We start from the raw sequence: 25,437 nt of genomic DNA on the forward strand, positions 1-25,437 counted from the left end.
CTTAACCAAGATGTGTCCATGAAACTATACTAACTCCAAAAGCTTAGAAACGTCTGTATACGATGATAAAGTTATATTAAAACTTAGAGATGATGAAATTATCTTAAGAAAGAAAGATATCTCACTTGTATTTATGGATAAAAAGCAATTGGTATTATTAGGTGATGATAAGAAAGAACTATTTCGTTTTAAGCAGGAGGTTAATAAAAGCAAAGTAGGTGCCGCCTTTATAAAGCATAATTATCTTTGGAATGATACGGATCCATTTAAAAAGGATTTTAAAACATGGGTTGTGGATTCTCCTGACCTATCACCTGCTGCGAATGCTCTATTAAAAGCAAGGAAAATAGCCATTGAAAAAGGAGATGATGAAGAAGCTTTTCAGTTGGCTAAAGAACTTTGGAAACTAAGAGTATCAGTAAAAGAAAAAGATAAAAGCCAATATTATCGATAAAAGTCAACAGGTATTTTAAATAGATACCAATCCTCATTCTATTTCTTGGTTTAATATTTGTGAAATACCCCTTTTGACATTGAAATAAAGTATTAATGGAAAATTTATTCGGCTCCGCCGCCAGGAAGCGTATTCAGACCGGCCGCGTGCAGCTCGCGCACCACTTCTTCCAGGAATAAGCGGCGGGAAGCCTTGACCCCGATGGGGCTCGATATGATAGAGGCAGCTTTTCCGAAGCAAGCCGTCTACTGTCGGGATTAATCCCTTCAAGCTGGACAACGCCGGGCTGGACGAGCTGAAGTTGTGTATAAAAACCGCAACGTATTCGCCTATCTGTCCGGTCTGATCGTCGGCCATGCCGCCGAATGCGCGCGACTGAAAGATTCTCCGCTCGTATTCGCACATCTGCGCCAAGCGCTGGCTTACAGCGGCCAATACGAAAAAATGCTATTCGGCACCGACTGGCCGCTTGCCCCAGTAGGGCCTTATTTGCAATTCGTACGGGAATTGATTCCCGAATCCTGTCATAAGGATGTCTTTTATCGTACAGTCTTGCGGGTGTTTCCCAAAATCGCCCCGTTGGTCGGATAGCGGTCGATCTGAACCGCCAGGTCACCTGGACCTGTCAGTACGTCGTCAAACACACCAACACGGGAGGCGAGCTCCGGTGGCTCTTCGCCGACCGATGTCAGTTGGATATTGGTCAACTAACTGAATTTTTAATTCCCCGTATTCCTTACATTTCTGGACTTTGGCGAAGATAATCTCAGAACGATAAGTGCCTTTCGATTTCTTGAATATTCTCATACTGGAAAGCATGAATTTGATGAGTGCGATCATCTTCGCCTTTACGGAAGTCTCTCCTCCCTTTAATTCCGAATTCACCCATCACTTCATAGCCAAGTTTTTCAAATTGGGCAGAGTAAGCATCCAATTCTCCGATACCGTTGACTACGAGCAAAATGTCAATAATCGGTTAAAAGTGCTCCCGATATGAAAACTGGTCTACTACTGTGATATTCATTGGTTCACCTCTCTTCGCTTTTCTTATTTTCACTTTGCAATCAGTTGAAGGCATTACATCGATATACAAAAATTGAGGAACAGTGTCAATCCGAAATTCTTATATTACCCTCTATTACCGTGATCGTTCAACCGCACTTTCCTATCGTGAGAATTAAATAATCTGGTTTAATAAATAATTTTATTGCTTGACCTTAGGCCTGACCTAAGGTGTATCGTTGAGATATTCCAAGCTTGTCCTTAGGAGTGAACGCTATGAAGAGTGAAATTATAATTAGTGAATTAGCTAAGCTTATGAACGTTTCTGTTCACCAAATTCGGTATTTTGAAGAGAAAGGAGTCCTTGAGCCCGCTTACACAGATAACAATCAGTATCGAATGTACAGCACCGAGCAAGTGTACCAGCTAGCGCATATTCTGTTGCTTCGAAAACTGGGGGTGCCTGTTCACTCCATTAAAGAATGCATGACTTCTTTCTCAGCGGACCAAAATCGACAGCTTCTTCAGCGATCCTTACGGGAAATAGAGGGGGATTTGCTGCGACTCGAACAGCTTCAGCAGTTCATCAAAAAAGTACTGCATGAACAACAGAACTTTAGCTCTCGATCTCGCCAATATCAAATAAAGCGTCGAGACACCACCTATTTTGCATGTTGGATTGAAATGGATTCGAGTACGAAGCTTGATGCGAAACTGTTGGCTGAACAGGCGAAACGCGTTCCAAACTTGTTCGAATCGGACATTCATTATATCTACGATGGTTCGAACGTCGTTAGTTTATATACAGAAACGCAAGCGCCTGGCGATTTTTCCTTGCCTGGAGGGAATTACCTTTCCATGCAGAGCCTAATTAATGAAGAAAATGAGCTTGAACATCTGATAGAACAGTTTTATGACTATGCTGCTGCACAGTCTTATGTCATTTCAGGGCCCCTCATCCTCATTGAGAAATCGTATTTATCCCTATTTAGCAACAACAAGCTTCATTACGAGCTCCAAGTCTTGATAGAGACGGTTGCGACTTCCGAAGGAGGGAATGATCATGACTACGGCACGGATAACGATTGAACCGATGCAGGCCAAGTACAATCCACAAGTCGGCCGATTACTCGTTCACGGGTTTCGCGGGAAATTCCAACACCTTACGAACATGAATGATGACGATCTCGCTCTCTTTTTTGAAAAGTTGTTCGACCATTTTCCCACCGAAGCGTCAAACCAAAGAATGGTCGCCCTGCAAGAGGGAGAAGTGATAGGAACTTTGTCTATCAAATGGTATGTAAAATCAAACATGAAACAAGAAAAGCAAAATCTTCCTCCGTGGAAGAGCTTTAACAGCTTTGGAATATGGAACTTTCTTAAAATGTTAATCGGGTTCTCTTTATTAGACCATAAACCGCAAGCTGGGGAATGTTATATTGCTGACGTTGTTGTCCATCCAGATCATCGAAGTAAGGGAGTCGGAAAACTGCTATTTGAATGGGCGCAGCAGTTTGTCCAAACAGAGCCAAACCTGAATATACTAAGCTTGCACGTCTCAGATAAAAACCCGCGGGCCAAGCATCTGTACGAGAAGTTATCATTCCATACTCATTCACAAAAAAATAGTATAATGCGTCATTTTTTATTCAGTGAATTGAAATGGCACTTTATGGTCCAGAGATTGAAATAAATGAACACTTTACACAAGGAGAAATAAGATGAAAAAGAAAATAACGATTGCCATTATGATCATCGTCCTGCTATTTGGCGGTGCAGGACTTTATATTTTGAAGCAACACAGCTTTGCCATGGTTGAGCAAGCTGTTGAAATCCAGACGCCGCAAGGCAAATTGACCGGTACACTTGTACTTCCTAAAAATTACACCGAAAAAGTGGGATTAGTGTTGTTCATCCATGGTGACGGCGAGGTTGATTCGACTCTCGATGGGGGTTACCGACACATCTGGGAACGGATAGCTGCCGCGGGCTATGCTTCCTTGTCGCTGAGCAAGCCGGGAATTGGCGGCTCGGAAGGGAATTGGCTGGATCAAAGTATCGATGATCGCGCGGAAGAGGCGCGTCACGCTATCGCCTGGGCAAAAGCACAGCCGATGATTGACGCGACAAAAATAGGAACGTGGGGAGCAAGCCAAGCCGGATGGGTGATTCCCAAACTGGCCGGCAAAGAACCGCTTTCGTTTAATATACTCGTAGGACCTGCCATTAATTGGTTGAGCCAAGGGGAATATAACACGCGCATGGATTTGCAACATCATGGTTATAGCGAAGCAGACATTGAAAAAAAGTTGTCGCTGGGATGAATTCCATGTATACAAGTCTTGGAATTATTATAGGACCGGCAATAGGCGGAATTTTATTTGATGTAAATATTAATTTGCCATATATTTTTGCAGCAGCAGTCCTGTTTGCCGCTTTTGTAATGTCGGTAATGTGGAAAAGTAAGGCAAGAGAATCCATATCAACAGGACTTAATAATAAGTAGAGGGTTGGTTGAAAAAATGCGGACCTCTGTCACTTTTTCTTTATGTATTTTAATCGCAGGCATCTGTTCGATCCTGGCAGTTTTTCAGGAAGATCGTGCATGGTCCTTAATTAGTTTTGGTTTAGGTGTTATATTACATGCGTTCAAACCAAAGCCTACCAAGGAAGAAGCTTTATCGCAAAGTATCCACTCTCTAAGCCAATTAATTACATTTGGAACAGTTCCCGGGATGATGCTGTATAAGGCTATCCTACTTCCAAATTCATTTTTGGTTTGGGTTTGTATCGGTATATTTGCCAGTGCCTGCGCAATTCAACTAGCACATAAAAATATGAAATTTCCTAGTAAAGTGAACAAAAGAATGTCTGTTGCTGCAGGCGGAAGTCTTTTGGCGCTGTATGCCCTAATAATAGCCAAATATTCAATTTTACTAACGACTTTATTCGTATTGCTTTTGAGCTTGCTTATTGTTTTTCCTATTCGAGAAAGGAATTAAAGGATGTGATATCGATGAATATTGAAGCGTTATTTGAGCAATATGGGTATGCAATCCTGTTCATAGGATTACTGTTGGAGTTCATTGCTCTTCCCTTTCCAGGGTAAAATCGTCAGCAGTCCCAACAGAGACCACCGAGTTCAATGAAGATCAGCTTTTATTTTCTGATTACTTATTGGACTGGCTGGAGATGATGAAACACAGTATTGAGCTCATCACTTTTATTTCCTACACGAATGCAATCAAGCAGCGTATAGTCCCCTACTTCAATGAATGGATAATTTCGCTAAAAAATTTACCTCCAAAACATATCCAAGATTTTTATCGGTATCAGCTACAGGAAAGAGGAATTAAAGCTAACACAGTCATCCATTATCATGCTAATATTTGAAAAGCCCTTCAATATGCAGTAAAAATTGATCTCATTGCAACAAATCCTGCTGACAAAGTTCAACGCCCCAGAAAAGATAAATTTGTAGGTAGCTCCTATAATACTTCTGAAATGAACAACCTTCTGCAAGTCATCAAAGGCAGCAAGATCGAACTTTCCGTTATCTTGACATCCTTTTATGGATTACGGTGCAACGAGGTTATTGGACTCAAATGGTCAGCCATTGATTTAAAAAATAAGACCATTACAATCAATCACACGGTTACTACTGAATCATTGGACGGTAAGCTTATCACTATTGAGAAAGACCGTACAAAAAATAAGGCAAGTCATCGTACCTTACCCCTTGTGGACGCCTAAAATTTAAAATAAAAAAGTTCATCAGGATTAACCCAATGAACATCAGCTTATAAGGTTGGTACCGGCGAGAGGACTCGAACCTCCACCCTTTCGGAAACGATTTTGAGTCGTTCGCGTCTGCCATTCCGCCACGCCGGCACATTTTATATCCTCCATAGCCCCTCAAGAAAAAGGAGAGAACTTCAGGAGAGAACTTTTGAAACAATTTCTAAGAAATTCAGTCATACCAAGGCTTTAGCGGTTAAATTCTTGACTTGCGAACTCGATTTTGAGTCGCGCGCGTCTGCCAATTCCGCCATACCGGCATATATAGTTGGCTGGGGTACCAGGATTTGAACCTGGGAGTGACGGAGTCAAAGTCCGTTGCCTTACCGCTTGGCTATACCCCAATAAGTGGTGGGGAGAGACGGATTCGAACCGCCGAACCCGGAGGGAGCAGATTTACAGTCTGCCGTGTTTAGCCACTTCACTATCTCCCCATATAACCATTTTTATACAAAAAAATGGTGCCGGCGAAAGGACTTGAACCCTCAACCCCCTGATTACAAGTCAGGTGCTCTACCAATTGAGCTACACCGGCACTACTTATGAAACTATGTATGGTGCGGGTGGAGGGACTTGAACCCCCACGGTCGCCCGCCAGAACCTAAATCTGGTGCGTCTGCCAATTCCGCCACACCCGCATGTGTGTTATAGTCGTTTCTCTCAGTTACGTTTTTTAATATAGCATATAAAAAATAGGGAATCAAGGTTTTTTCAATAAAAGTAAAAGTTTTTTTGTGTAGTATTTTTCTAGTTTATTAGCGAAGGAAATGATGACTAGTAATTGATTGAAGATAAGCATGGATCGCTGTAGATTTGATCCATTTACTAAGAAAAAACCTCGATTGAAGTCTTATCGATGAAGCTGATCCATCAGTTGTAGTTGTATTTTACTGGGTACATCAACTACTACAACTATGAACGTTTCCAGAAAAAAAACAGGCGACCTCTCCCCAATTTAATACCAGGAATTGATCGCCGCTTAGGATTTTACTCTTTTATTTGCTGTCTACTTGACGGGGCTATGACTAATCTTGAAATTTCGATTCATCTTTTTTATAAACTGATTACCTATATTTTAAAGCTATATCATGCATGCCCTTCCTGTTTATAAAGCCCTTTTTTAAGTAAATTAATTTCTAACGTATAGTTTCTTATGGATTCAGCCATGGATAATTCCTTTGCGAAAACTTGAATAATATTTTGAAACGTCACAGCCATAATAATTTTCATGACATGAAATACTTCTTGTTCATCTGTTATGTTCAATTTTTGGATATTAATTAGACGTAGGGTTTCTAAAAAGTGATTATTAATTTTGTCCTCGTTTACATTTAGAGTCAATGAATTCTCTACCTTATAATTCATATTCAAAAAGGCGTTTCTAAAAAAGTTGCGATATTCTATGTTTTGAAAGTTTTTTAGTATAATTTTAAAAAATTCAATAAATGCGTCAATTAAATCGCCATCTTGTTCTTTTAATATCGAAATAAATTTATCGTTGTTTCGTTTTGAGTATTCCTCTAATAAGAATAAGAATAAATCTTCTTTATCTTCAAAATATTGATAAAAGCTTCCCCTAGGAATTCCAGCCTCTTTAATAATATTGGAAATTGATGCTTTAAATAAGGGAACTCTTGAAAATTCTTTCATAGCTGAATTTATCAAACTTTCTTTTTTATCTTTTGGTAAATTAAAGAAGGTTTGTTTAGGCATTCATTTACACTCCCATCCAAATCCATAATGACATCGTGTCATATCCAAGCATGAATACATTATAAATAACAATATGTTACATTGCAATAAAAAGCATGACATCATGTCGTAATGATTCAAAATAATGCTCAATAATAATATGTACTAGGCTAAGCACAAATTAGATTTGTGCTTAACCATTGATATACGTAACATTTTATTCAAATCGTAGGGATTCCATCGGATCCAATTTCGCAGCTTTTGATGATGGCATAATTCCTGCTACTATGCTTACAATCATGCTTACAGCAATACCAAAGAGCATATTTTGACCCGTTAGGTTGATGAGCTCTGCACCGAAGCTATTTGATAAGATGCTATTTCCTATACCACTAATTGCGATGGCACCTATCACAGCTATTAAACCACTAAATAAACCAAGTAAAGCTGACTCTGAGAAGAAAATTCGTTTTATATCTTTCTTTCTCGCCCCAACCGCTCGTAATATTCCTATTTCCTTTGTTCTCTCAACTACACTAATATATAAAACGACTAAAATCATAATCCCCGAAACAATAAGAGAAATTCCGGCAATTCCTGAAAGTAACACAGTAGCCATATCTAAATATGATGTAACTTGTTCAAGCATCGCAACCATTTGCGAACCTGAAAATCCATAATCTTCTAATACTAATTTAATATTTTCTACCTGTTCTTGTTCTTCGGCATAAGCATTAATTTGAGTTGGGTTTAAAGTCAATCCTTGACCTGCATAAGCACTTTCCAGTGTTTCATATTGTGCATATGCCATAGTCATTTCACGTGGTCCTACATTTTCAGCTTTATAAATACCAGAAACGGTTAATTCCTTTTCAATGGTAACAGGTTTATTATCTTTATCTATATCGTTCACATAGACAGTTATCTCTTTACCAATTATTGACTTGTAGTCTTCCTCGCTACTTAATGCTTTTGCTAATGCTGGTGTTAAAAGAACTTCATTTTCACTTGGTATCTTTCCTACTTCCAGGTTTTCCTCTTTAACTGAATCGGTCATTGTAGAGAATTGCAAGATATCTGAATGCTTTTCCCCATATGAAGCACTACTTTTCATGTCAAAAGATGTTACTTTCTCTATTCTATTAACATGCTCTATATTTTTGATTTGTTCAATATCTTCTTCATTAAAAGGTTTTTTTGCCCCAAACATAGGCATAGAATTATCAGCATTATCTTCTTCACCCTTAGTGATTTCAACCATTAATGGGTTCATACTAGAGTTGATTTCATCATTAATATAGTTTGTTACGCCGCTACCTAAAGACAACATGAGAATAACACTTAATATACCAATCGAACCACCTAAAGCGACTAATATATTTCTTTTTGCGTTCAATTTCATATTCTTAAGAGCAAGTTTGAATGAAGAAGTTAAGCTTAAACTTTTAGATTTCACTTGTTGAGCCGTTTCATTAGATTTATAACGATCCTTTAGATTAATGTCTTCAATAATTTTCCCGTCATCAATTTTCACAATTCTACTACCAGAATCGGCAACCTTTTGGGAATGAGTTACTGTAATTACTAGCTTGCCTTTTTTGGCAATGTTATCAAGTAATTCAAGTATCTGTTGACTTGTTTCTTTATCTAAAGCCCCCGTTGGTTCGTCAGCTAAAAGGATGTCTGGTTCGTTAGCCAATGCACGAGCGATTGCTACACGTTGCTTTTGTCCCCCAGAAAGTTGATTTGGCTTTTTCATCATGTGTTCTTTTAAACCGACTTCAGTTAAAAGTTCTTTCGCTCTTTCATTTCGTTCTTTTTCATTTTTACTTGCCATTTGCATAACAATCATTACGTTTTCTAATACACTGAGATGGGGGATTAAATTAAAACTTTGAAAAACAAAGCCAATTTTGCTTTTTCTATAATCATCAAGTTCATATTCCTTCATGTCTTTTAAGTTCTTTCCTTCTACAAGAACTTCCCCTTCAAAATCAGAGTCCATTCCACCGATAATATTCATTAACGTTGATTTTCCACACCCTGATTCACCTAGTATGGATACGAACTCACCCTTATTAAAGCTTAGATTTACATTATGCAGTATTTTTGTTTTTTCTTTTTTATATATCGTATATGCTTTATTGATATTTTTTACTTCTAAAAAATTCATTACTTCATCTCCTTAAAAAGTTAAATTTTATGCTAATACCCTTTGGAAAATCATTTCCTCTCCAATTCAGCTCGGAAGTGACAACGTGTCATATCGAAGGGTAAACCAATAATATACGACAACATGTCATATGTCAACAAAAAATATGACAACATGTCATATTTGATTTATTTAATATAAGGCAATTAAACGTGCCAAAATTTTAACTTCAATAAACTAATTCATTTACAAATTGTTATTATTTATATAAAAAACAACATCCATTTCGATCAAATAACAATCAAAATGGATGTTGTTGAACTAGTTTCTTTCTTTACTTTCTTTATTCTTATCCACTTCAGATACTTGATTTGAAGTTCGAAGCGGTAACTCTTTCAGGAAGATAACAAATCTCCTACAGCTGTAAATGAAGTTGACTGAATGATACCAGCTCCCACCCCTTTGACTTTCTTGGAATCCTCAACCATAGATTTTCCTTTGCCTGTAATTTTACTATTTTTATGAACTTCTTATTAGGTGTCGGTACAACTAATTGGCTTAGTGTCGGAGAGATAACCAGCAAAACAGACAATCGTTGGTTCCTGTTTCTCAAAGATGTTATTGGTAAATTGCTTTTTATTAATTTTAGGGTATTCGGATTTTCGTTTGGAAAAACGTTATAGAGGATTTCTGTGAACAGACAATTAAATCGTTTAATTTCGAGTAAATACAAAATACATTCTGAAAATCAACCCAATCCTCGCAATTTTGAACTGGTCTATTTTTTCAAAAAATCGATAAATACCTTTGACAACCTTTAAATTTATTTATATAACAATAGGATCGAAATAATTAGCTGATACAAAATTGGGATTAAATTCAAAGAATGGGGTGTGTCTAATGATTATAAAAGTTGTAGATTATGATCAAAATTGGAACAATGAGTATAAACAAGAAGAACAGGCTATTAAGTCTATCCTTCAAGAAGAATTGGTGAATAGTTTTCATATTGGTAGTACATCGGTTCCAGGTCTAAAAGCAAAACCAATCATTGATATTTTACTTGTAGTCAATGATAGTAATAAATTGGACTCATTTTCTAAACAATTTCAAGATATTGGATATGAGGTTATGGGGGAATTCGGGATCACTGGAAGAAGATATTTCCGCAAAGGTGGAGATAATCGTACTCACCAAATTCACGCCTTTCAATATAACAGCATAGAAGAAATTGAAAGACACTTAGCATTTAGAGATTACCTTCGTGAACACCCAAAAGTTTGCATACAGTATGGAGAATTGAAGAGCAAACTTGCGGAACAGTATCCAAATGATATTGATGGATATGGCGACGGGAAGGACGATTTTGTCAAAAGTGTTGAAAAAGACGCTATTAAATGGTATTGGACTATCCGTTAATATTATCTTTGCTTATTAGATCTTATTAGATCTTTTTAACCCTCTTTCCACACTATTTTCCGAATACCCTAATTTTATTTTTATTGAGTAAATATTGATTTTTTAGATTAAACCTTCTTTGGTCTGGTCGAAATGTACCGTCAGGGAATCCTTAAATTATTCCGCTAGATACCAGCATATCTATTACCCCTATAGCCCAATGGGAAGCGGGAACATCACCTTTATGAACAGTGTATACATTCTAAAACAAGCAACAAGGGTCATTACGTTATCCGCAATGACCCTTGTTTTATTCTGAGAACATTATTTTTTAAATAACCCCTTAAGTTTAAGAGCGAGCGATACATCACCCTTAACCTTTAACTTGCCCGTCATAAATGCTGTAGTTGGATTAAGCTGATTATTAATCAGTTTAATGAAGTTTTGGTCAGAAAGCTGTAACGTACATTGTGGTTCAAATGGTGTTCCCTCGACGATTTCTGCCTTTTCATCCTGAAAACGTGCCTGAAATGTTCCACCGTTCTCTCCACTAATATCAAATTGATAAATAACATCCCAGCCTTTGATTACTTCTGGATTGCCATTAATTTTTGCTACCAGTTGTTCTAATGCCTGCTTAACCATGTTCTCCCCCCTACGTCACAATAGAAAGATTATATCGACAATTGTTAGATTATTCAATAATCTCCTTGATTATGACTGAAAAGGAAAGATACGTGTGCGAAAATAGAATATGAACAACTACTCTTCGTTATTGCTTTTGTTTCCTTCTTCTTCTTTGGACAATTCCATTAGTTTTTCCATCAAAATATGCTGTGGCATATGCATGAGTCTTTCCAGAGGAATCCCCAATTTTTCCGCTAATTTCACCGCTGTGTCAGCAGAGATTTGTAATGGTCTCATTTTCATTCCTCCACTAGTGATATCATTCTACAGCAAAAAGCATGAGAAGTATATATTGTCCTCATGCCCCTTACCTTTTCTTGCTCTTCAGTTTAACCTATTTCTTGCACACCATTACTTCCCGAACGAAGTTAACAAATCACGTAATTCGCGAACAATGACATGCTGATAATCTGTAGTCTCACCATAACGAGCCACCATTTCTTTGCGAGCAACCATAATATTATCTTGGTAATCAGCTGCTTCACGATCCGGATTTGCTAGTTTGAAAGCAATCATGATCTCTTGAACGTGTGCGGGCCTAGGACCCCATGTACCTAGAACATCACCAGCCGGATTAGTAAAAATCAGGACCGGAATCGCTCTGCCACCCATGGTTAAATACTGATCCATTGTTTCCAGATGATCTTCCATCACCAGTACTTCAGTAGGGATCTCTGTATCTTCTAATACCTTAAAGAGTACCGGAACGTTGAGAACTACATCCCCACACCATTCTGCTGCCAGTAAGAAAGTTCTTACTTGATGCTCTTTTGCAAGGGATTTCAGTTCCTGCTCAATTTCTTCATTTTCGAACGAAAAACGTTGGTACCAATCTTCAAAAGCATCCTTGTTTTTCTCCATTGTGTCCATGAACTGCTGCATGCTAATTCCAGTTCCATTTTTATGCTGAAGATTTTCGCTCATGAATGTACCCCCTGAATTATCAAATGATTTCCTTACCTGTAAGAGTAGCAGATCAATCATTCTTTTGGCAAAGTGAGGATTGTAATATTCTCGTACTTTATTTGAATCCTACATGTTTGTCGTAAGCATCATAGACCGCACGGCTAATAATTGATGCAGAACGTCCCCCATATCCACCTTCTGGCACGACTACCGCAACAGCCAAAACTGGATCGTTAGCTGGTGCATATGAAATGGCTACGCCATTATTAACTCGATCATGACGTCTCCATACTGTTTTACTTTCACCCTTCTCATCAGATATTGATACAGGAATGTATATATCTTGTTCAGAGGTTCCTGTTTTAGCTGCAACTTGATAGCTCATTCCCTTAAATGCTTGTACAGAAGTTCCCCCTGGTTGTGTTACTTTGATCATTCCATTTCTAAGAATGTCCCAATACGCTTTGGGTTGTTCAATTGTATTTAATACAACAGGCTCTGATTGAAATACGACATTCCCGTTTTCATTTACAATCTTGTCCACCATTTGCGGTTTCAAACGCTTGCCTTCATTAGCAAGGGTTGCCACATACTGAGCTAATTGCATGGTGGTAGCACGTACTTGCTGACCAAATGATGCCTGAACTATCGCTGCTAACGGACCATACTGCTCATTCATGACTAAATAATCTTCTTTTCCCTTACTCTCATTAGGTAAATCTATTTCAGTCGGGACACCAATACCAAATTGATGGTAATTATCCTGTAATATTGAAACTGCCTTCTTACCCTGTTTTTTTGCTACGCCCTCCCCTATTAATCCCATATAGGTATTAGAAGATTTCGCCAATGCTTTCTCTGGGGTCAGGGTGCCATAGCTATGATGACCGTCATTACTAATCTTGTCTGTTCCCTTGCCATAATAATAGGTTCCAGAATCTTGCCAACTATGGTTAGGGGTGATTACTCCCTGATTTAAGCCCATTAATAAGGTAATTGGCTTCATCACAGAACCAGCAGGAACGATTGATTTCGGATGTTTATCATTTTCTGCCACTGCTTTTTCACCTGTCAAAGGACGTACATCATAAGGAGCCTCTCGAATCGTTCCATTGGTTACAGAATATTTTATCTGTTCATAAGTCTCTTGATCTGGACCGTGAACCCAAACATTGGGATCGTACTCCGGATAACTTATCATTGTAACAACCTTGCCCGTCTTTACTTCAATCGCAACTACATAAGCTGTTTTTGCCCCTCTTGCCAGAGAGATATTGCTTCTCAGCTGGGGAAGAAAATCTTTGATAAAATCTCGCGTTTCCAGCTGTACACGTTCGTCTATGGTTAGATACACATCGTTTCCACGCTGTGGTTGAACGATCTCCACTTCTCGTTGAACAGATTGATCAGCTGCCACCTCATACAAGCGGTATCCGTTCTTACCACGAAGCTCCTCCTCATAGCTACGTTCGATTCCATCCAATCCAACTAATTGATTGTCTAGATAACTATCCTTTGCTTCCAGATAAAAATCGCTTCCCAGATTTTCAGCAACATTGTATGGCCGAACATATCCTATGCTTTGAACGGCAATTTGTCTTGGGTCATATTCTCGAATTGGCTTCATTACCACTTCTATGCCTGTAAACTCTTCTTGATTCTCTTCTAAATAAGCAATCTCTTCTGTCGTTAAGTCGTAATGAAGCTCCTTAGCCAGATAAGTAGGTGCATTTCTGCCCACCTCTACAATCTGATTTTCTTTATTCCAAATGTATCCTACGTCCATCTTCTTTAAGATTTCTTCTTCGGTTGTACCTTCAAGCACCTTGCTAACTTTTTCAGCTAGGAGTATCATTTCATCCTTTGTCATTACCTCTTCTTCTTGAAACATAGCTGCAAAAGAAGCTTTTGAAGTTACTAATTTTTTGCCATTCTTGTCATAAATATCTCCACGTACAGCTGGAATGGGGGATTGCTTAAGGGAACGACTGGAGAGTGCCTCCTGAAATTGACTTCCCTGTTTGATCTGTAATTCAGCCAGTCTGATAATGATCAAGGAAAACAAGACGAATGTTATCAAAAACATGATTTGGATTCGCTTAGCCCTGCTTTTTTGCCTATCTTCTTGTTCTGTATGTTCCAAATCCTTTCGTCCCTCATTTCTTCCTTTTTTACTTCACGAGTGCCTGAGTAAAAATTCGTTTCACTTTCGTATCGAGATAATGGCTTCCACCTCTGCCTTTTACATCCTCCACCATGATTGTTAGTAATAATCTCGAATCTTCCACATTAAAAGCCACCATCCATCCGTATTCCAAGCCATTCTCTCCTTTACGTTTCTTCAGTTCTGCCGTCCCTGTTTTACCTGCCATTCGGATTCCGGCAGGTTTTGCTTTACGCCCTGTTCCTTGTGGATGTTCCATTACCTGAATCAAATCCTTTTGTAACAGTTGTGCTGTCTCTTTTGTCATCACATTTTCTTTCCAATATTCTTGCGGCTTCGTATTATCTATTGTTAAGGTTGGAGTAAGCATATTTCCGTCATGAAGAAATGCACTATAAACCAATGCCAGATGAAGTGGAGTCATGGTAACCTCCCCTTGTCCGTATGCTGAGTCTGCCAACTGAATATCGTTTTTCATCTCATTGCTACTAATTTTTGATTTTTTAATTGGATAAGGAAAGGGAATTGACTCCCCGAATCCAAATCGCTCCGCTCCGTTAAGAAATGTCTTTTCTCCCATATGTAAGGCTGCCTGAGCAAAGAAAATATTATCTGAGTATGTCAGTGCCTGTTCTAAATTTACTGGTCCTTTTGAATTTCGAACCCGTGTCACATAGTAATTTCCCCATGAATTATCCTTTTGCCAATAAAGCCCGTTCACTCGCATCTCCTGCTCCGCGTCAAGAGAGCCTGCATCTAACCCAATTGCTGCTGTTATGGGTTTAAAAGTGGAACCAGGAGCAAATGCATTTGCAAAGCGATTAAGTAATGGAGTATTTGGATCTTCCGAAATTTCCTTCCATTGTGAAGCTGTTAAGCCAAGGATGAATAAGTTCGGGTCATAGGCTGGTGTGCTGACCAGCGCAAGAACTTCTCCAGTCATAGGATGAATGGCAGTTACAGTGCCCGCATCATCCTTTAACTCTTCATAAATAGAAAACTGTATGTCACCATCGATGGTAAGAGTAATATCCTGCCCAAGTTGAACTGGCTTTTCAACCAACACTTCTTTTTCTATTCCTAATTCATCCGTTATGACAATGCGTGAGCCTGGTGTGCCGTGTAGCTTCTCTTCATACACCTGTTCTACTCCTGTTTTCCCAACCAAATCTGTAGAATGGTACCCTTTCTTTTGATACATGTCCCACTCTTCATTATTCATACTTCCTATGTATCCCACTAGATGAGCAGTAGCTTGTCGATAGGGATAATGACGAACTTCCTTTTTACGGAGCATAACCCCGTTTATTTCTTCCAGCTGCGAGAGTGCTTCATCACCTTCTGATCTTATCGCCAGAGGTACAAACAGCTCTGGTTTTACCCACTTAGCATTTCGCTTTGCATGAAGCTCTTCTGATGTGATATGTAATAGCCTGGCCGTCTCTTGCTTTTGCTTCTCTGAGTTGGTATCCCATTTTTTTGGGATAATCCCTATCTCAAAGGCGATTCCGCTTGTGGCCAAGGCCTTTCCTGTCCGATCTAGGATTTCGCCCCGTTTTGAGTTTAAAGTTTGTACTTTTACCTTATCTTTATCCAACATTCCTGGGAAAATCAGAGAAACGCTCCAATTGATTGCCCAATCATCTTTCTCTTTTTGCTGTTCACGGACCAACTCCATGTTATGTACAAAAGAAATGGGACCTGCACTTGTATCCATTCGTAGCTCATAAGGCATCTGGACACTCTTCGTATCCGAGAAGAACTCAGTCTTTTTCGTATGGAGATTGGCCTGAATATGTAGATTCTCTACCTCTATACCTTCATAAATATTTTTATAGCGTTTGATGAACTCGTCTTTTGTTATATCGTTTTTGGATTCGACAGAAAGTTGTTCATACATACGTGCAAAATCCTGATGGCTCCAATTCTCTACATAACTTTGTACTTGTTTATCTGCCTTTTCCTCGAGTGAGCGAGGATCATTTTTGCTCAGTATGATATAGGTAAAAATCCCACCTGTTATTAAGATAATTCCAAAAAATGCGAACAACAGATTCTTCCTCACGCTGATCCACTCCTTATATAAAAAAGAATAGATGATTACCCCTTCTGAATATATAGACGATGGCTGACAGCTTCCTAATAAAATGCTCATACGTATTACATCAATCTGTCATTACCGAGTCATCCTAGTAGCCACAAAAAAAGAACCTCGGCATGCTTCTACCTTGGTTCATTTGGACATCTTTCCTGTTATTTGATTGCTAATTTCGGTTGCCAGCTGCAAAGCAGCCATTCCAGCTTCACCCGTCACAAATGGTTCTTCGATTCCTTCTATGACAGATAGAAAATGATTGATTTCAACACGTAATGGCTCCTGTACAGGGACAATTACTTTTTCTAAAATGTTTTGTTGGCTATAGCCGTCACTTTTCTTTCCTAGATAAAAATTGGTTGCCCGAGAGATGATGATCTTCTTTTCCAATAAATCTGCCTGCACAAATGCATCACGGGTCACAATTCGAAGTGATCTGATCTTTTCTTCTGTCAGATGACTTGCAGTAATTTGGGCAACCACCCCACTCTGAAACTGAAACAAAGCCGTTGCATGTTTTACAGCTCCCTGGAGCATTTGCCCGACTGCATGCATCTCTTTGATTGCACCCTTTTGTAAAGATTGCAGGATATATAAATCATGCAACATAGAATCCAGAACAACATCTATCCCGTGAATTCTAGGTTCTAACGGACTCATTCGATGGATATCGATAGCCACAATCTCTTCTTTTTGTAATACGGAAGCAAGCACTTCGAGCGCCGGGTTAAAAAGCTCAATATGCCCCACTTGCAAAGTTAGATTTGCCTCATTTGCCGCCTCAATTAGCTTTCTTGCCTCATGGACCGTTTCTGTTATCGGTTTCTCCATTAACATGTGAACCTTATGTGTAACACAAGCCATGCCCACTTCATAATGGGCTGGGATGGGGACAGCAATACTAACTGCATCCACTTTCTCCAAAAGTTCTTCCATCTTGGTAAAAGCGTGGATACCATACTCACTCGCTACTTCCTGTGCCCTATTATTGTCTGCATCATATACTCCAATCAGTTCACAGCGGTCATGTAAAGAAGAATAGACGCGTACATGGTGCTTTCCCATTACGCCCGTCCCGATGACGCCTACCTTCACTTCATCATCCCTACTTTCCTCCTGCTGTTGTTGCTACACAAGTTGTTGATTCTCACATGGTATGTAGCAAAACTGGAGGAAGTACCTTATTCGCGATCCTATTTTCAAGTTTTTCACATTTATGCTTTATCTAATAACCTCCCGATCAACTTTTTGTTAAAAAGGTATTTCGGATCATTGGGTCGATACGCTCCGAATTTCTCATTATGTTCGTATGCCTTTTCATTTTCTTCCAGTCTGTTATAGCAAACACATAGCTGAATTTCAGGTAACCACGTCCAGCATGCCTCTGTAAAAAAGCCCCACGTATTCGGCTTTTCTAGTTTTGTAGCTAGATCGTACCAGAAAATCGCTTTTAGATACTGTTCCTTTTCAAAGAAGATTAGTGCAATCCGGCAACACGCCTCCGCACGCGGAATGTCGTAGGCAAATGCACGAATCGCATACTCCATCTCCTTATCCTTATCCTTATTGCCTAGCGCACGATAGCAATCCGCAATTTTTAAGCAAGCGTTAATTTCATCTTCAATCCAACCCTGTTTGCTATCTAGCATTTTTACATAATACTCAATCGCCTTTACATATTGGCCATGATCGCGCAATTCATTTCCATAGTAATAGATATCACGAATTGTGAACTCCTCGCCCCGTTCCAGACGCTTCTCATATATCCGCAAATTACGCGTGGAATACCCTTCTTGTGGATGCGTTTTTTTATGGGAGATCGCCACATCTCCATCAATAATTTTGCCCCACACCATTAAGTATTCGTGAACAGGACCATACCACTGAAAATTATTCACTCGTTTCACCAGGCGATTCCTTCTGAAGGACATAATCGGGTTATCAAATTCGTCGAATGCGATATGATATTTCATCGTGACAGAATCCACGGATGGATCTAGCGTTTGTTTTAAAATCCGCAAACGTTCCCGGTCGATATCCAATAAAAAATCATCTGCATCAAGGTGAAGAATATATTCCTGTGTAGCCTTCGTAAATGCAAAATTACGTGCAGCGGAGAAATCATCAATCCATTCAAAAAAGAATATGCGATCCGTATATTGTTTAGCAATCTCAACTGTTTTGTCAGTAGAACCCGTATCAATAATATTAATTTCATCTACCAAATCCTTGATTGTATCTAGACATCTTGCTAGACTATCTTCCTCATTTTTCACTATCATACACAAACTTATTGTTATCATGCTGTCACCCCATCAATTCCTATGAAGTAAAATTCCTGCTTCTCCTATGTATATGGTAATTTCGTCAGGAAGTGATAAGAAAAACTTCTATCGAAGTCCTTTCGAAGTAGTTGGTTCTTCCTTAGGGGATGTTTTTCATGCGTATCAGGGAGTGACCCTTCGAAGTTTATACTTTCTGATACAGTTAGAAAACTTGGCTTTACCAAGCCTCTGCGCGGGTAAAGCCTTAGTTGCACTTATGCAGATAGGAATCTTTATAGATTCCTATCTGTTAACGATAGTGAAAACGTGAGGTAGCCAGTTACATTGTTTTTCATATGGTAATAACAGAGGGGTGATGCACGATGAATACGTATTTGACTGATACCCTGGACCATTATCAGCTAAAGGTAACTCCTGAAGCTCTAGCCATTTTACAGATGGACAGTACAATTGATGTGAAAGTATCCGCCGAGCTTATTATCAACCAACAAAGCTATAAGGTGCGCCTCTCTTATCGTGGTGCGCACACTCGTAATTTGCCCAAAAAGTCATATTTGGTACAATTCACTGATCCAGACACGTATGGAGGTCAGAAAGAATTTCATCTTAACGCCGAATTCCACGATCCTTCCATGCTGAGAAATCGGCTTTCCTTTGAATTTTTCCAGCAAATTGGCGTGTTAGCTCCTACGGCACAACATGTCATGCTATATATTAATGACGAATACCAAGGGTTATATTTACATCTGGAATCAGTCGATGAAAAGTTTCTAGCTTCACGATCGCTTCCAAATGGCTCCATCTATTATGCAGTGAGTGGTAACGCTAATTTTTCTCTTTTACGTCCAAAATCAGAAGAAGTGAAACCAACACTTCATGCCGGATATCGACTAAAACACGGAAATGATCATACACTTGAATACATTAGTCAGCTAGTTTATCTCATTAATACGGTGAAACGGGTTGATTTTGAACAAACAATCTCAGAGTATCTTCAGGTAGAAAAGTACTTACTCTGGTTAATTGGAGCCGTATGTACACAAAACTTTGATGGTTTCATTCATAACTACGCTATGTATCTTCCTGATGATACGAAGCGATTTGAAATGATTCCGTGGGATTATGATGCAACATGGGGCCGGGATTGTAACGGGGTCATGATGTCTTATGATTTCATTGATGCAGAAGGCTTCAATACATTATCCGCACGGCTACTGGACGTCCCCCCCTTTAAAAAATGGTATAAAGATAGAGTGCTGGATATTCTGGAAACCACCTATACCGCAAAAACACTTTCTCCTCGTCTGAATCATTTACATGACAAATTACGAGCAGCCTACTTACAGGACCCCTATAAAAAGAATCAAATTCATACGTTTGATGCGGAACCTGAATATATTTCCACCTTTATAGAAGAACGGAGAAAATTCTTACGAAGACAGCTTCGATCTTGGTAGAAACATGATTGTTTTATAAGAAAAAGACGCCGTATAATTGTTCAAGACATGGCGTCACAAGTCGTATAAAGCTTACTGCATGGGTCGTCTAGTCAAAAAAGCATACAAACGTTTTCGTATCCAAAGTGGTACTACCAATAAAAATAATGGATTTTTAAAGAAGGATGGTGGATTCCTAGCTTCTCTTTACTAAAAATAATAAAACCCGTGACCTCAAGAATCGCTACTATTATCGCTTCTTGAGGTCACGGGGTACTGTTACAATACGTACTCATATTTTATTTGCTTTTTATTACATTTTTTAATACTTCTTCAAAAGATGCGGGTTCGATCTGCCCGATCAGTTTATGCGCAACCATTCCATTGCGATCCAGGATGAAGGTTGTGGGAAATGCAACAAGCTGATACTTGTTTGCTACCAGTTTTTTCGGATCATGATCTAATAAGATAGGCATAGTCATTTTATACGTGTCTACAAACATTTTCACTTGATCAAGATCATCTTGGACCGTCACATTTACTGCATAGAAATCGATTTGGTCCTTATATCGAGTGTACAAGCGTTCCAGATCAGGAGCTTCCTCTTGACAAGGGCCACACCAACTAGCCCAAAAGTTAATCACAATCGGTTTTTCCCGTTTTCCTCCCGCCGTGAATTTCTTCCCATCGAGTGAGGGTAGCGTAAATGAAGGGGCACGGTGTCCAATAACTGGTTTTACAGCTATTTCCTGCGATTTCACTCCGTCTGATTTTTTTACTGTATTCTGTGATGTAGTCCCTGCTTGCCGTTCACCTTTTTCCTGTGAAATAGCCTCGTCCGCTTTTCGCTCATTGTTATAAATCGCTCCGCCAAACAAGACCAGTACGACCAAAATAATCAAGATGTTTCTCATTATGCGGCTCCTTTACAAGCTAGGTGGACCGAATACCTTATTGAAGTAAATGGCAATTTCGTTTAACTGGTCGGTATATAACATGATTCCGAATAAAACCATGATCCAACCCCCGATTTTCATCATTTTCTCCGAATATTTGTTGATCCATTTCAGTTTGCTTATGAAGAATGTCATCACAAAGAAAGGGGCAGCAAAACCTACTGTATAAGCAAGCGTATATAATAACGCATTACTTGGATCGGTCATACCAAGCGTAATAATTCCCGCGAGAATTGGTCCTACACAGGGAGTCCACCCTGCTGCATATGTAATTCCCACTAAGATAGAACCAGTATATCCCAATGGGCGTTTTTTTATGTCCATCTTGAAGCTTCTTTTCATGAAGCCAACGTGCAAAATCTCCGCCATAACCAATCCGATTACAACTAATAGTAATCCGCCTAATTGACGTATTAGATCATTGTACTCGGCAAAGAAGCCGCCAATCCAAGAGGTTGATAAGCCGAGGGCGATGAATACAATGGAAAAACCAATAATAAAGAACAGGGTGTGTAAGAAAGCTTGTCTTTTAAATATTGCTTTTCCCAGTTTCACATCACTCATGGCAGCCCCAGTGATATAGGAAACAAAGGAAGGATACAAAGGTAAACAACAGGGTGAAATAAAAGAAAGGAATCCAGCTGCCACGGCCAGCCAGACCGTTATTTGCATTTCCATAACCTACCGTTGCCAAAAGATTGTAAAAGCTTATACATTCTCTTGTTTGCTTCCTGATTCCTCGTGTCTGCTTTTGCCGAAGCTACTTGCATTTGATATGACACTCCACAGGCGTAAATTCCGGTACAACGAACCGTACATACTAGCAGTAACTTGTTGGGTGCTAACTTGCTAGTTTAGCTAGATTGATAGCTGCGTTGAGGTCTCTATCTATTTCTAGCCCACAACCACATTTGAAAACTCTGTCTGATAGTTTCAAGTCTTTCTTGATTTGACTACAGCCAGAACAAGTTTTAGATGAAGGATACCATCTGTCTGCTTCCATGAAGCATATGTCGTACTTCTCGCACTTATACTGTAGTTGTCGCTTGAACTCGTACAGTTTTTGCTTTGCAATAGCTTTAGACAAATGGCGATTCTTCATTATACCTGTTATATTCAATGTCTCCATCACTACTGTGCTAGGTTTGGTTTTCACGATAGCATTAGTAGCTTGATGAATGTGATTGGTACGGATATTCGTTAGTCTCCGATGGAGCAAACGAATGAACTTTTCTACTTTTACAATGTTGCAAGTTTTGACAAAACGGTTTCCCTCCTTGTTCTTCTCGTATTTGCGAGAGACCTTACGTTGCAACCTACGTAAACGTTTCTCTACTTTCTTAACAGCTTTTGACTTGTTGATGTTCTTGAATGTCATACCGTTAGAGCAGACCGCAAGGTCTTTCACGCCTACATCTATACCGATAACCTGTTCAGTTCGTACAGGTTTCTCTACATCTTTTTCGATACCGACAGATAAGTACCAATACTTCCCGTCGAATGAGATACGAGGATTTACGTACATAACATCTACAGGAAGTTGTTCAGATGTTTGTACCCACCCTACTTTTTCGATCAGTACGAGATTGCGTTTAACTTTTAGCTTATCTGTATCGTTGTAGAATGAGGGCTTAGAGTGTTTACGACTCTTGAATCTTGGCTCGTCTGATAGTTTCTTGAAGAACTTTTTGTATGCTTCACAAGCATCTTTCACAGCTTGCTTGGTCACATTGTTTGACACATCATACAGCCATGCATACTCTTCTGATTGTTTCAACTGTGTAAGTTCTTTGCGTAGGAGACCGTCAGACAAAAACTTCCCACCGTTCCGGTAGTTTTCTTCTTGTCTTGACAGTGTCCAGTTATAAGCCCAACGAGCAGTACCTACGGACTTCCAAAGTTGTAATTCTTGTTCCTTAGTTGGCTTTATCCTTACTTTCTTCGCAAGTATCATTTTCCATTAACTCCTTGATCATCTTCCTGGCTTTATGTGCCCGTTTACCTTGAAGTCTACTTCTGACAATTTGGATTAAACCCTCAACTAATTCCTGTTCTTCTGTTTTTTCGGTGTTATCGATTACTTCAATAGTCGTTCCAAATTTGCATGTCCCTTTTAATACCTAAGAAGTGATGGAGTTGGTCTTGCGAGTAATACCTGTAACCACTATTCGTCACATGATGTGGTTTGAAAAAATTTTGCTTATCCCAATTTTAATGCTTGGGTTGTTTTTCTTATCAATTTAGCAAATTCACCTATTGAATAGTACTTCATACTTCATTTATATCACCTCTTAGATTTATTATTAAACAAAGATTATAATAAACAAAGGTTATAATAAACAAAAAGGTTTTTTAATCTTTTATAAAGTATTTTCACCTATCGTTACCCTCCTTTAGTAACTTCACTCTATTGTACTTTATTTCTTGGAAGCGGAAACACTTTCCCCCTGTCAAACGCGCCAAAATTGTGACATTCGTCACTTTGGTTATCTCACTATTTCTGTTTAATCATTCCCAACCCTTGCTCAATTACAAACACTAAGTCTTTATGTCTTTCACCTATGTCGGCAAGTTGATTGATTACCATTTTTTGTTCACTCTTATCCATTTGGTGCTGGGCCATTAATTCCAGAATATCCAGACGCAATAACCAATCATCCTGATAATCTTTGTTTAATTCTGCCACAATAGCAAGAACGCTCTCTTCCAGTTCTTCCTCTGCTCCCTTTTCGGTAAGCAGATTTCGAACAATTTGATATAGTTGCTGCTGTCTTTTTTGCATCTCAGTATAAATCGGTCGATCTGCTCTAAGATATTGAGGTTCATGGTAGTCACCATATTTGTGTTTATCTGCTGCTCCTCTAAAGACAGATGTAATGGAGGCACCAACAGCCATATCATACACGCCCCATTCTGCGCAGAAAAGAAGTTGATCCTGATAACGGACGGTACACTCATCAAAGCCCATCAGTTGAATTTTATCCTCGTTTCGTACCACATAGGAAAGACGACCAACAACTTCCACTCCAGACTCAAAGCAGATAAAACTTTTTTTACCTACCTCTAATCCATGTCTAAGTAATTCGTCATGACTCCATTCTTCCAGTGGTTTTTTCATCCCCTTAATTTTACCAATTGGAGAGGAATATCCATGATGATGATAATCCGTGCCGTGTCCTTTTAGTTCCTTTTCATGAAAAGCAAGCGCTGTTTTGCCTTTGGTAGCTACAAAAATGGCTTCCCCTTGATCATTTTCTATTATGTTGGATAGTATTCCGCTTACCTGCAAACCAGAGGAATACTCGATGGTTACAGTGTCATTGTAATTGATGCCTTTCCTTAGTCCATTTGATCCGCCATTCGTTAGTGCCATTCTCTTTTCCATCAAATCTATTGCTTCTAATACTTGCACAAAATCTTGGCAGACAAACAACTGTTGCGGTATTTCGTTCCAGTCATAATCATTCTCCGTACATTCTAAGGAAAAGGGAATATTCAATATTTCACGTTGTTGATAGGAATGATCAAAAAATAACGTTACGAGGCGAGCACCGTATATATTTGGATGAGCCATCTCTCCTATCAATCCGTTTTCTATGGTCCACCAGTGCAGTCGGATCAGTTGCTCCATTTCTGAAACATCTGTGCGAGCATTTTTCTTTTGGGATACTTGATCTTTGGCTTTCTGAATTTGTTGTGAGGAGAAGTTACTATCCTTTTTCACAGTAGCGAGATAAAGAATGGCATCATATAGTTCTTTATCCTCAGAGGAAGGTATTGCTTTTGAACCGAGGAATCCAAGTTTTTGAAGGAATTTTCTATAATTTCCATCTTCAAGTAAGGGGAGAATGCCTAGAGTTCCGTGGATAAGATCAGGTATTCTCGGGCTTATTATATGTTCACAATCTCGTATATAGCTTCTTACTGGCAGAATTTTATTTGCGAGAAAATCGAAATATACAGAAACTGGAATGAGAGTATCGATATTTACAACTCTCCATCCGTAAGCTGACAACCAATTGTTTACATCCACTATATTAGGTATCTTGTCTTGGTTTATGGTTGATTTATGTAATCCCTCTTTATATCCTGCATCTGTCTTTGTTAAGGTAATATGATCATGTAATCTCATTACGTATCGCCAGACTGCTTGATCCACAGGCGTATACTTATCATAATCCTGCTCCGTAATGAATTTCTCTAAATGAGCTGGAACAGAAACGATTGAAAAGTCAGAGTTTATTTGAGCCATTCTAATACCTCCTACTTGAACATAATCCTCAATAATGAAAGCGTTATCATTTATCTAGTTTATCATAAAAAACTCTTCTACAACATCGATTCTAAAGATTATCAATCATAAATGAAGCTTGATTTATAAACGAAATGACTTTGCCTCGTTTCTGATATGG

General features: G+C 39.0%; 23 protein-coding genes, 5 tRNA genes and 4 pseudogenes. 12 read left to right on the top strand and 20 right to left on the bottom strand.

Going from position 1 to position 25,437, the window contains the following annotated elements; all coding sequences use genetic code 11:
• Positions 1 to 43: 43 nt before the first annotated feature.
• The 3 genes and pseudogenes from LM917_RS24890 to LM917_RS19190 form a co-directional block, all read left to right on the top strand.
• A pseudogene (locus LM917_RS24890) lies at positions 44 to 238 on the top strand (YqeB family protein); the annotation flags it as partial.
• 54 nt (positions 239 to 292) lie between these two features.
• On the top strand, positions 293 to 454 hold the full coding sequence (locus LM917_RS24895) for a CysS/YqeB C-terminal domain-containing protein (RefSeq protein ID WP_444876695.1): 162 nt from the start codon (positions 293 to 295) through the stop codon (positions 452 to 454).
• A 303-nt stretch (positions 455 to 757) separates the two neighbouring features.
• Complete coding sequence (locus tag LM917_RS19190; RefSeq protein WP_444876694.1) at positions 758 to 1,045, top strand: amidohydrolase family protein; 288 nt, start codon at positions 758 to 760, stop codon at positions 1,043 to 1,045.
• Between the two features lie 175 nt (positions 1,046 to 1,220).
• Here the strand turns inward: LM917_RS19190 and LM917_RS19195 are convergent, their stop codons facing one another.
• Entirely contained in the window at positions 1,221 to 1,415 is a 195-nt protein-coding gene (locus tag LM917_RS19195) for a GrpB family protein (protein WP_309241966.1), read from the bottom strand.
• Positions 1,416 to 1,732: 317 nt separating this feature from the next.
• Here LM917_RS19195 and LM917_RS19200 point away from each other — a divergent pair, with 317 nt between their 5' ends.
• The 7 genes and pseudogenes from LM917_RS19200 to LM917_RS24830 all read left to right on the top strand — a co-directional run bounded on the left by LM917_RS19200 (position 1,733) and on the right by LM917_RS24830 (position 4,849).
• Positions 1,733 to 2,545 (top strand): helix-turn-helix domain-containing protein, encoded by an 813-nt coding sequence (locus tag LM917_RS19200; protein WP_232699348.1) that lies wholly within the window; start codon positions 1,733 to 1,735, stop codon positions 2,543 to 2,545.
• A complete protein-coding gene (locus LM917_RS19205) occupies positions 2,520 to 3,149 on the top strand; it encodes a GNAT family N-acetyltransferase (protein WP_232699349.1) in 630 nt (209 codons plus the stop codon). Before LM917_RS19200 ends, LM917_RS19205 begins: the two co-directional genes overlap by 26 nt.
• Positions 3,150 to 3,267: 118 nt before the next feature.
• Complete coding sequence (locus tag LM917_RS19210) at positions 3,268 to 3,780, top strand: alpha/beta hydrolase family protein (protein WP_232699437.1); 513 nt, start codon at positions 3,268 to 3,270, stop codon at positions 3,778 to 3,780.
• Positions 3,768 to 3,962 (top strand): annotated as a pseudogene (locus LM917_RS19215) (MFS transporter); the annotation flags it as partial. The gene LM917_RS19210 and the pseudogene LM917_RS19215, both read left to right, overlap by 13 nt.
• A 4-nt stretch (positions 3,963 to 3,966) precedes the next feature.
• Positions 3,967 to 4,458 (top strand): CDP-alcohol phosphatidyltransferase family protein, encoded by a 492-nt coding sequence (locus LM917_RS19220; RefSeq protein ID WP_232699350.1) that lies wholly within the window; start codon positions 3,967 to 3,969, stop codon positions 4,456 to 4,458.
• Positions 4,459 to 4,472: 14 nt separating this feature from the next.
• A pseudogene (locus LM917_RS24825) lies at positions 4,473 to 4,562 on the top strand (DedA family protein); the annotation flags it as partial.
• Positions 4,526 to 4,849: a tyrosine-type recombinase/integrase gene (locus LM917_RS24830; RefSeq protein WP_373688810.1), complete on the top strand. Its 324-nt coding sequence runs from the start codon at positions 4,526 to 4,528 to the stop codon at positions 4,847 to 4,849. The pseudogene LM917_RS24825 and the gene LM917_RS24830, both read left to right, overlap by 37 nt.
• 416 nt (positions 4,850 to 5,265) lie before the next feature.
• On the opposite strand, the gene LM917_RS19230 is transcribed toward LM917_RS24830, so the two are convergent.
• The 7 genes from LM917_RS19230 to LM917_RS19260 form a co-directional block, all read right to left on the bottom strand.
• Positions 5,266 to 5,347: transfer RNA gene (locus tag LM917_RS19230), tRNA-Leu, on the bottom strand.
• A 176-nt stretch (positions 5,348 to 5,523) separates the two neighbouring features.
• Positions 5,524 to 5,598, bottom strand: a tRNA-Gln gene (locus tag LM917_RS19235).
• 5 nt (positions 5,599 to 5,603) lie between these two features.
• Positions 5,604 to 5,688, bottom strand: a tRNA-Tyr gene (locus tag LM917_RS19240).
• Between the two features lie 25 nt (positions 5,689 to 5,713).
• Positions 5,714 to 5,789, bottom strand: a tRNA-Thr gene (locus LM917_RS19245).
• Between the two features lie 20 nt (positions 5,790 to 5,809).
• Positions 5,810 to 5,892 (bottom strand) — tRNA-Leu (locus LM917_RS19250).
• Positions 5,893 to 6,340: 448 nt separating this feature from the next.
• Complete coding sequence (locus LM917_RS19255) at positions 6,341 to 6,967, bottom strand: TetR/AcrR family transcriptional regulator (protein ID WP_232699351.1); 627 nt, start codon at positions 6,965 to 6,967, stop codon at positions 6,341 to 6,343.
• A 196-nt stretch (positions 6,968 to 7,163) separates the two neighbouring features.
• Complete coding sequence (locus LM917_RS19260) at positions 7,164 to 9,119, bottom strand: ABC transporter ATP-binding protein/permease (RefSeq protein ID WP_232699352.1); 1,956 nt, start codon at positions 9,117 to 9,119, stop codon at positions 7,164 to 7,166.
• A gap of 879 nt (positions 9,120 to 9,998) precedes the next feature.
• Here LM917_RS19260 and LM917_RS19265 point away from each other — a divergent pair.
• Entirely contained in the window at positions 9,999 to 10,517 is a 519-nt protein-coding gene (locus tag LM917_RS19265; RefSeq protein ID WP_232699353.1) for a GrpB family protein, read from the top strand.
• Positions 10,518 to 10,820: 303 nt separating this feature from the next.
• Here the strand turns inward: LM917_RS19265 and LM917_RS19270 are convergent, their stop codons facing one another.
• The 7 genes from LM917_RS19270 to LM917_RS19300 all read right to left on the bottom strand — a co-directional run bounded on the left by LM917_RS19270 (position 10,821) and on the right by LM917_RS19300 (position 18,651).
• Positions 10,821 to 11,141, bottom strand: coding sequence for an SCP2 sterol-binding domain-containing protein (locus tag LM917_RS19270; RefSeq protein WP_232699354.1), 321 nt, complete (start codon positions 11,139 to 11,141; stop codon positions 10,821 to 10,823).
• A 117-nt stretch (positions 11,142 to 11,258) separates the two neighbouring features.
• Positions 11,259 to 11,420 (bottom strand): YycC family protein, encoded by a 162-nt coding sequence (locus LM917_RS19275; protein ID WP_232699355.1) that lies wholly within the window; start codon positions 11,418 to 11,420, stop codon positions 11,259 to 11,261.
• A gap of 114 nt (positions 11,421 to 11,534) precedes the next feature.
• Positions 11,535 to 12,107, bottom strand: coding sequence for a thioredoxin family protein (locus LM917_RS19280; protein WP_232699356.1), 573 nt, complete (start codon positions 12,105 to 12,107; stop codon positions 11,535 to 11,537).
• Positions 12,108 to 12,204: 97 nt separating this feature from the next.
• Entirely contained in the window at positions 12,205 to 14,232 is a 2,028-nt protein-coding gene (locus LM917_RS19285; protein WP_232699357.1) for a peptidoglycan D,D-transpeptidase FtsI family protein, read from the bottom strand.
• Positions 14,233 to 14,260: 28 nt separating this feature from the next.
• Positions 14,261 to 16,318, bottom strand: coding sequence for a penicillin-binding transpeptidase domain-containing protein (locus tag LM917_RS19290; RefSeq protein WP_232699358.1), 2,058 nt, complete (start codon positions 16,316 to 16,318; stop codon positions 14,261 to 14,263).
• 168 nt (positions 16,319 to 16,486) lie between these two features.
• Entirely contained in the window at positions 16,487 to 17,443 is a 957-nt protein-coding gene (locus LM917_RS19295; protein ID WP_232699359.1) for a Gfo/Idh/MocA family protein, read from the bottom strand.
• Between the two features lie 119 nt (positions 17,444 to 17,562).
• On the bottom strand, positions 17,563 to 18,651 hold the full coding sequence (locus tag LM917_RS19300) for a tetratricopeptide repeat-containing glycosyltransferase family 2 protein (RefSeq protein ID WP_232699360.1): 1,089 nt from the start codon (positions 18,649 to 18,651) through the stop codon (positions 17,563 to 17,565).
• A 344-nt stretch (positions 18,652 to 18,995) separates the two neighbouring features.
• Here LM917_RS19300 and LM917_RS19305 point away from each other — a divergent pair, with 344 nt between their 5' ends.
• A complete protein-coding gene (locus LM917_RS19305) occupies positions 18,996 to 20,090 on the top strand; it encodes a CotH kinase family protein (RefSeq protein ID WP_232699361.1) in 1,095 nt (364 codons plus the stop codon).
• A 278-nt stretch (positions 20,091 to 20,368) separates the two neighbouring features.
• On the opposite strand, the gene LM917_RS19310 is transcribed toward LM917_RS19305, so the two are convergent.
• From LM917_RS19310 to LM917_RS19330, 5 genes and pseudogenes are all read right to left on the bottom strand, one after another.
• Positions 20,369 to 20,983: a TlpA family protein disulfide reductase gene (locus LM917_RS19310; protein ID WP_232699362.1), complete on the bottom strand. Its 615-nt coding sequence runs from the start codon at positions 20,981 to 20,983 to the stop codon at positions 20,369 to 20,371.
• Positions 20,984 to 20,995: 12 nt separating this feature from the next.
• Positions 20,996 to 21,703 carry a cytochrome c biogenesis CcdA family protein gene (locus LM917_RS19315; RefSeq protein ID WP_373688809.1) on the bottom strand — a complete coding sequence of 236 codons (708 nt, stop codon included), beginning with the start codon at positions 21,701 to 21,703 and terminating at the stop codon, positions 20,996 to 20,998.
• A 163-nt stretch (positions 21,704 to 21,866) separates the two neighbouring features.
• Entirely contained in the window at positions 21,867 to 22,979 is a 1,113-nt protein-coding gene (locus LM917_RS19320) for an RNA-guided endonuclease InsQ/TnpB family protein (RefSeq protein WP_232699364.1), read from the bottom strand.
• A pseudogene (locus tag LM917_RS19325) lies at positions 22,942 to 23,297 on the bottom strand (MerR family transcriptional regulator). The gene LM917_RS19320 and the pseudogene LM917_RS19325 overlap by 38 nt, the downstream one beginning before the upstream one ends.
• A 222-nt stretch (positions 23,298 to 23,519) precedes the next feature.
• Positions 23,520 to 25,277, bottom strand: coding sequence for an aromatic amino acid hydroxylase (locus tag LM917_RS19330; RefSeq protein ID WP_232699365.1), 1,758 nt, complete (start codon positions 25,275 to 25,277; stop codon positions 23,520 to 23,522).
• Positions 25,278 to 25,437: the final 160 nt, after the last annotated feature.

This window comes from Brevibacillus daliensis (genome assembly GCF_021245735.1).
In the GTDB taxonomy this organism is placed as follows: domain Bacteria; phylum Bacillota; class Bacilli; order Brevibacillales; family Brevibacillaceae; genus Brevibacillus_B; species Brevibacillus_B daliensis.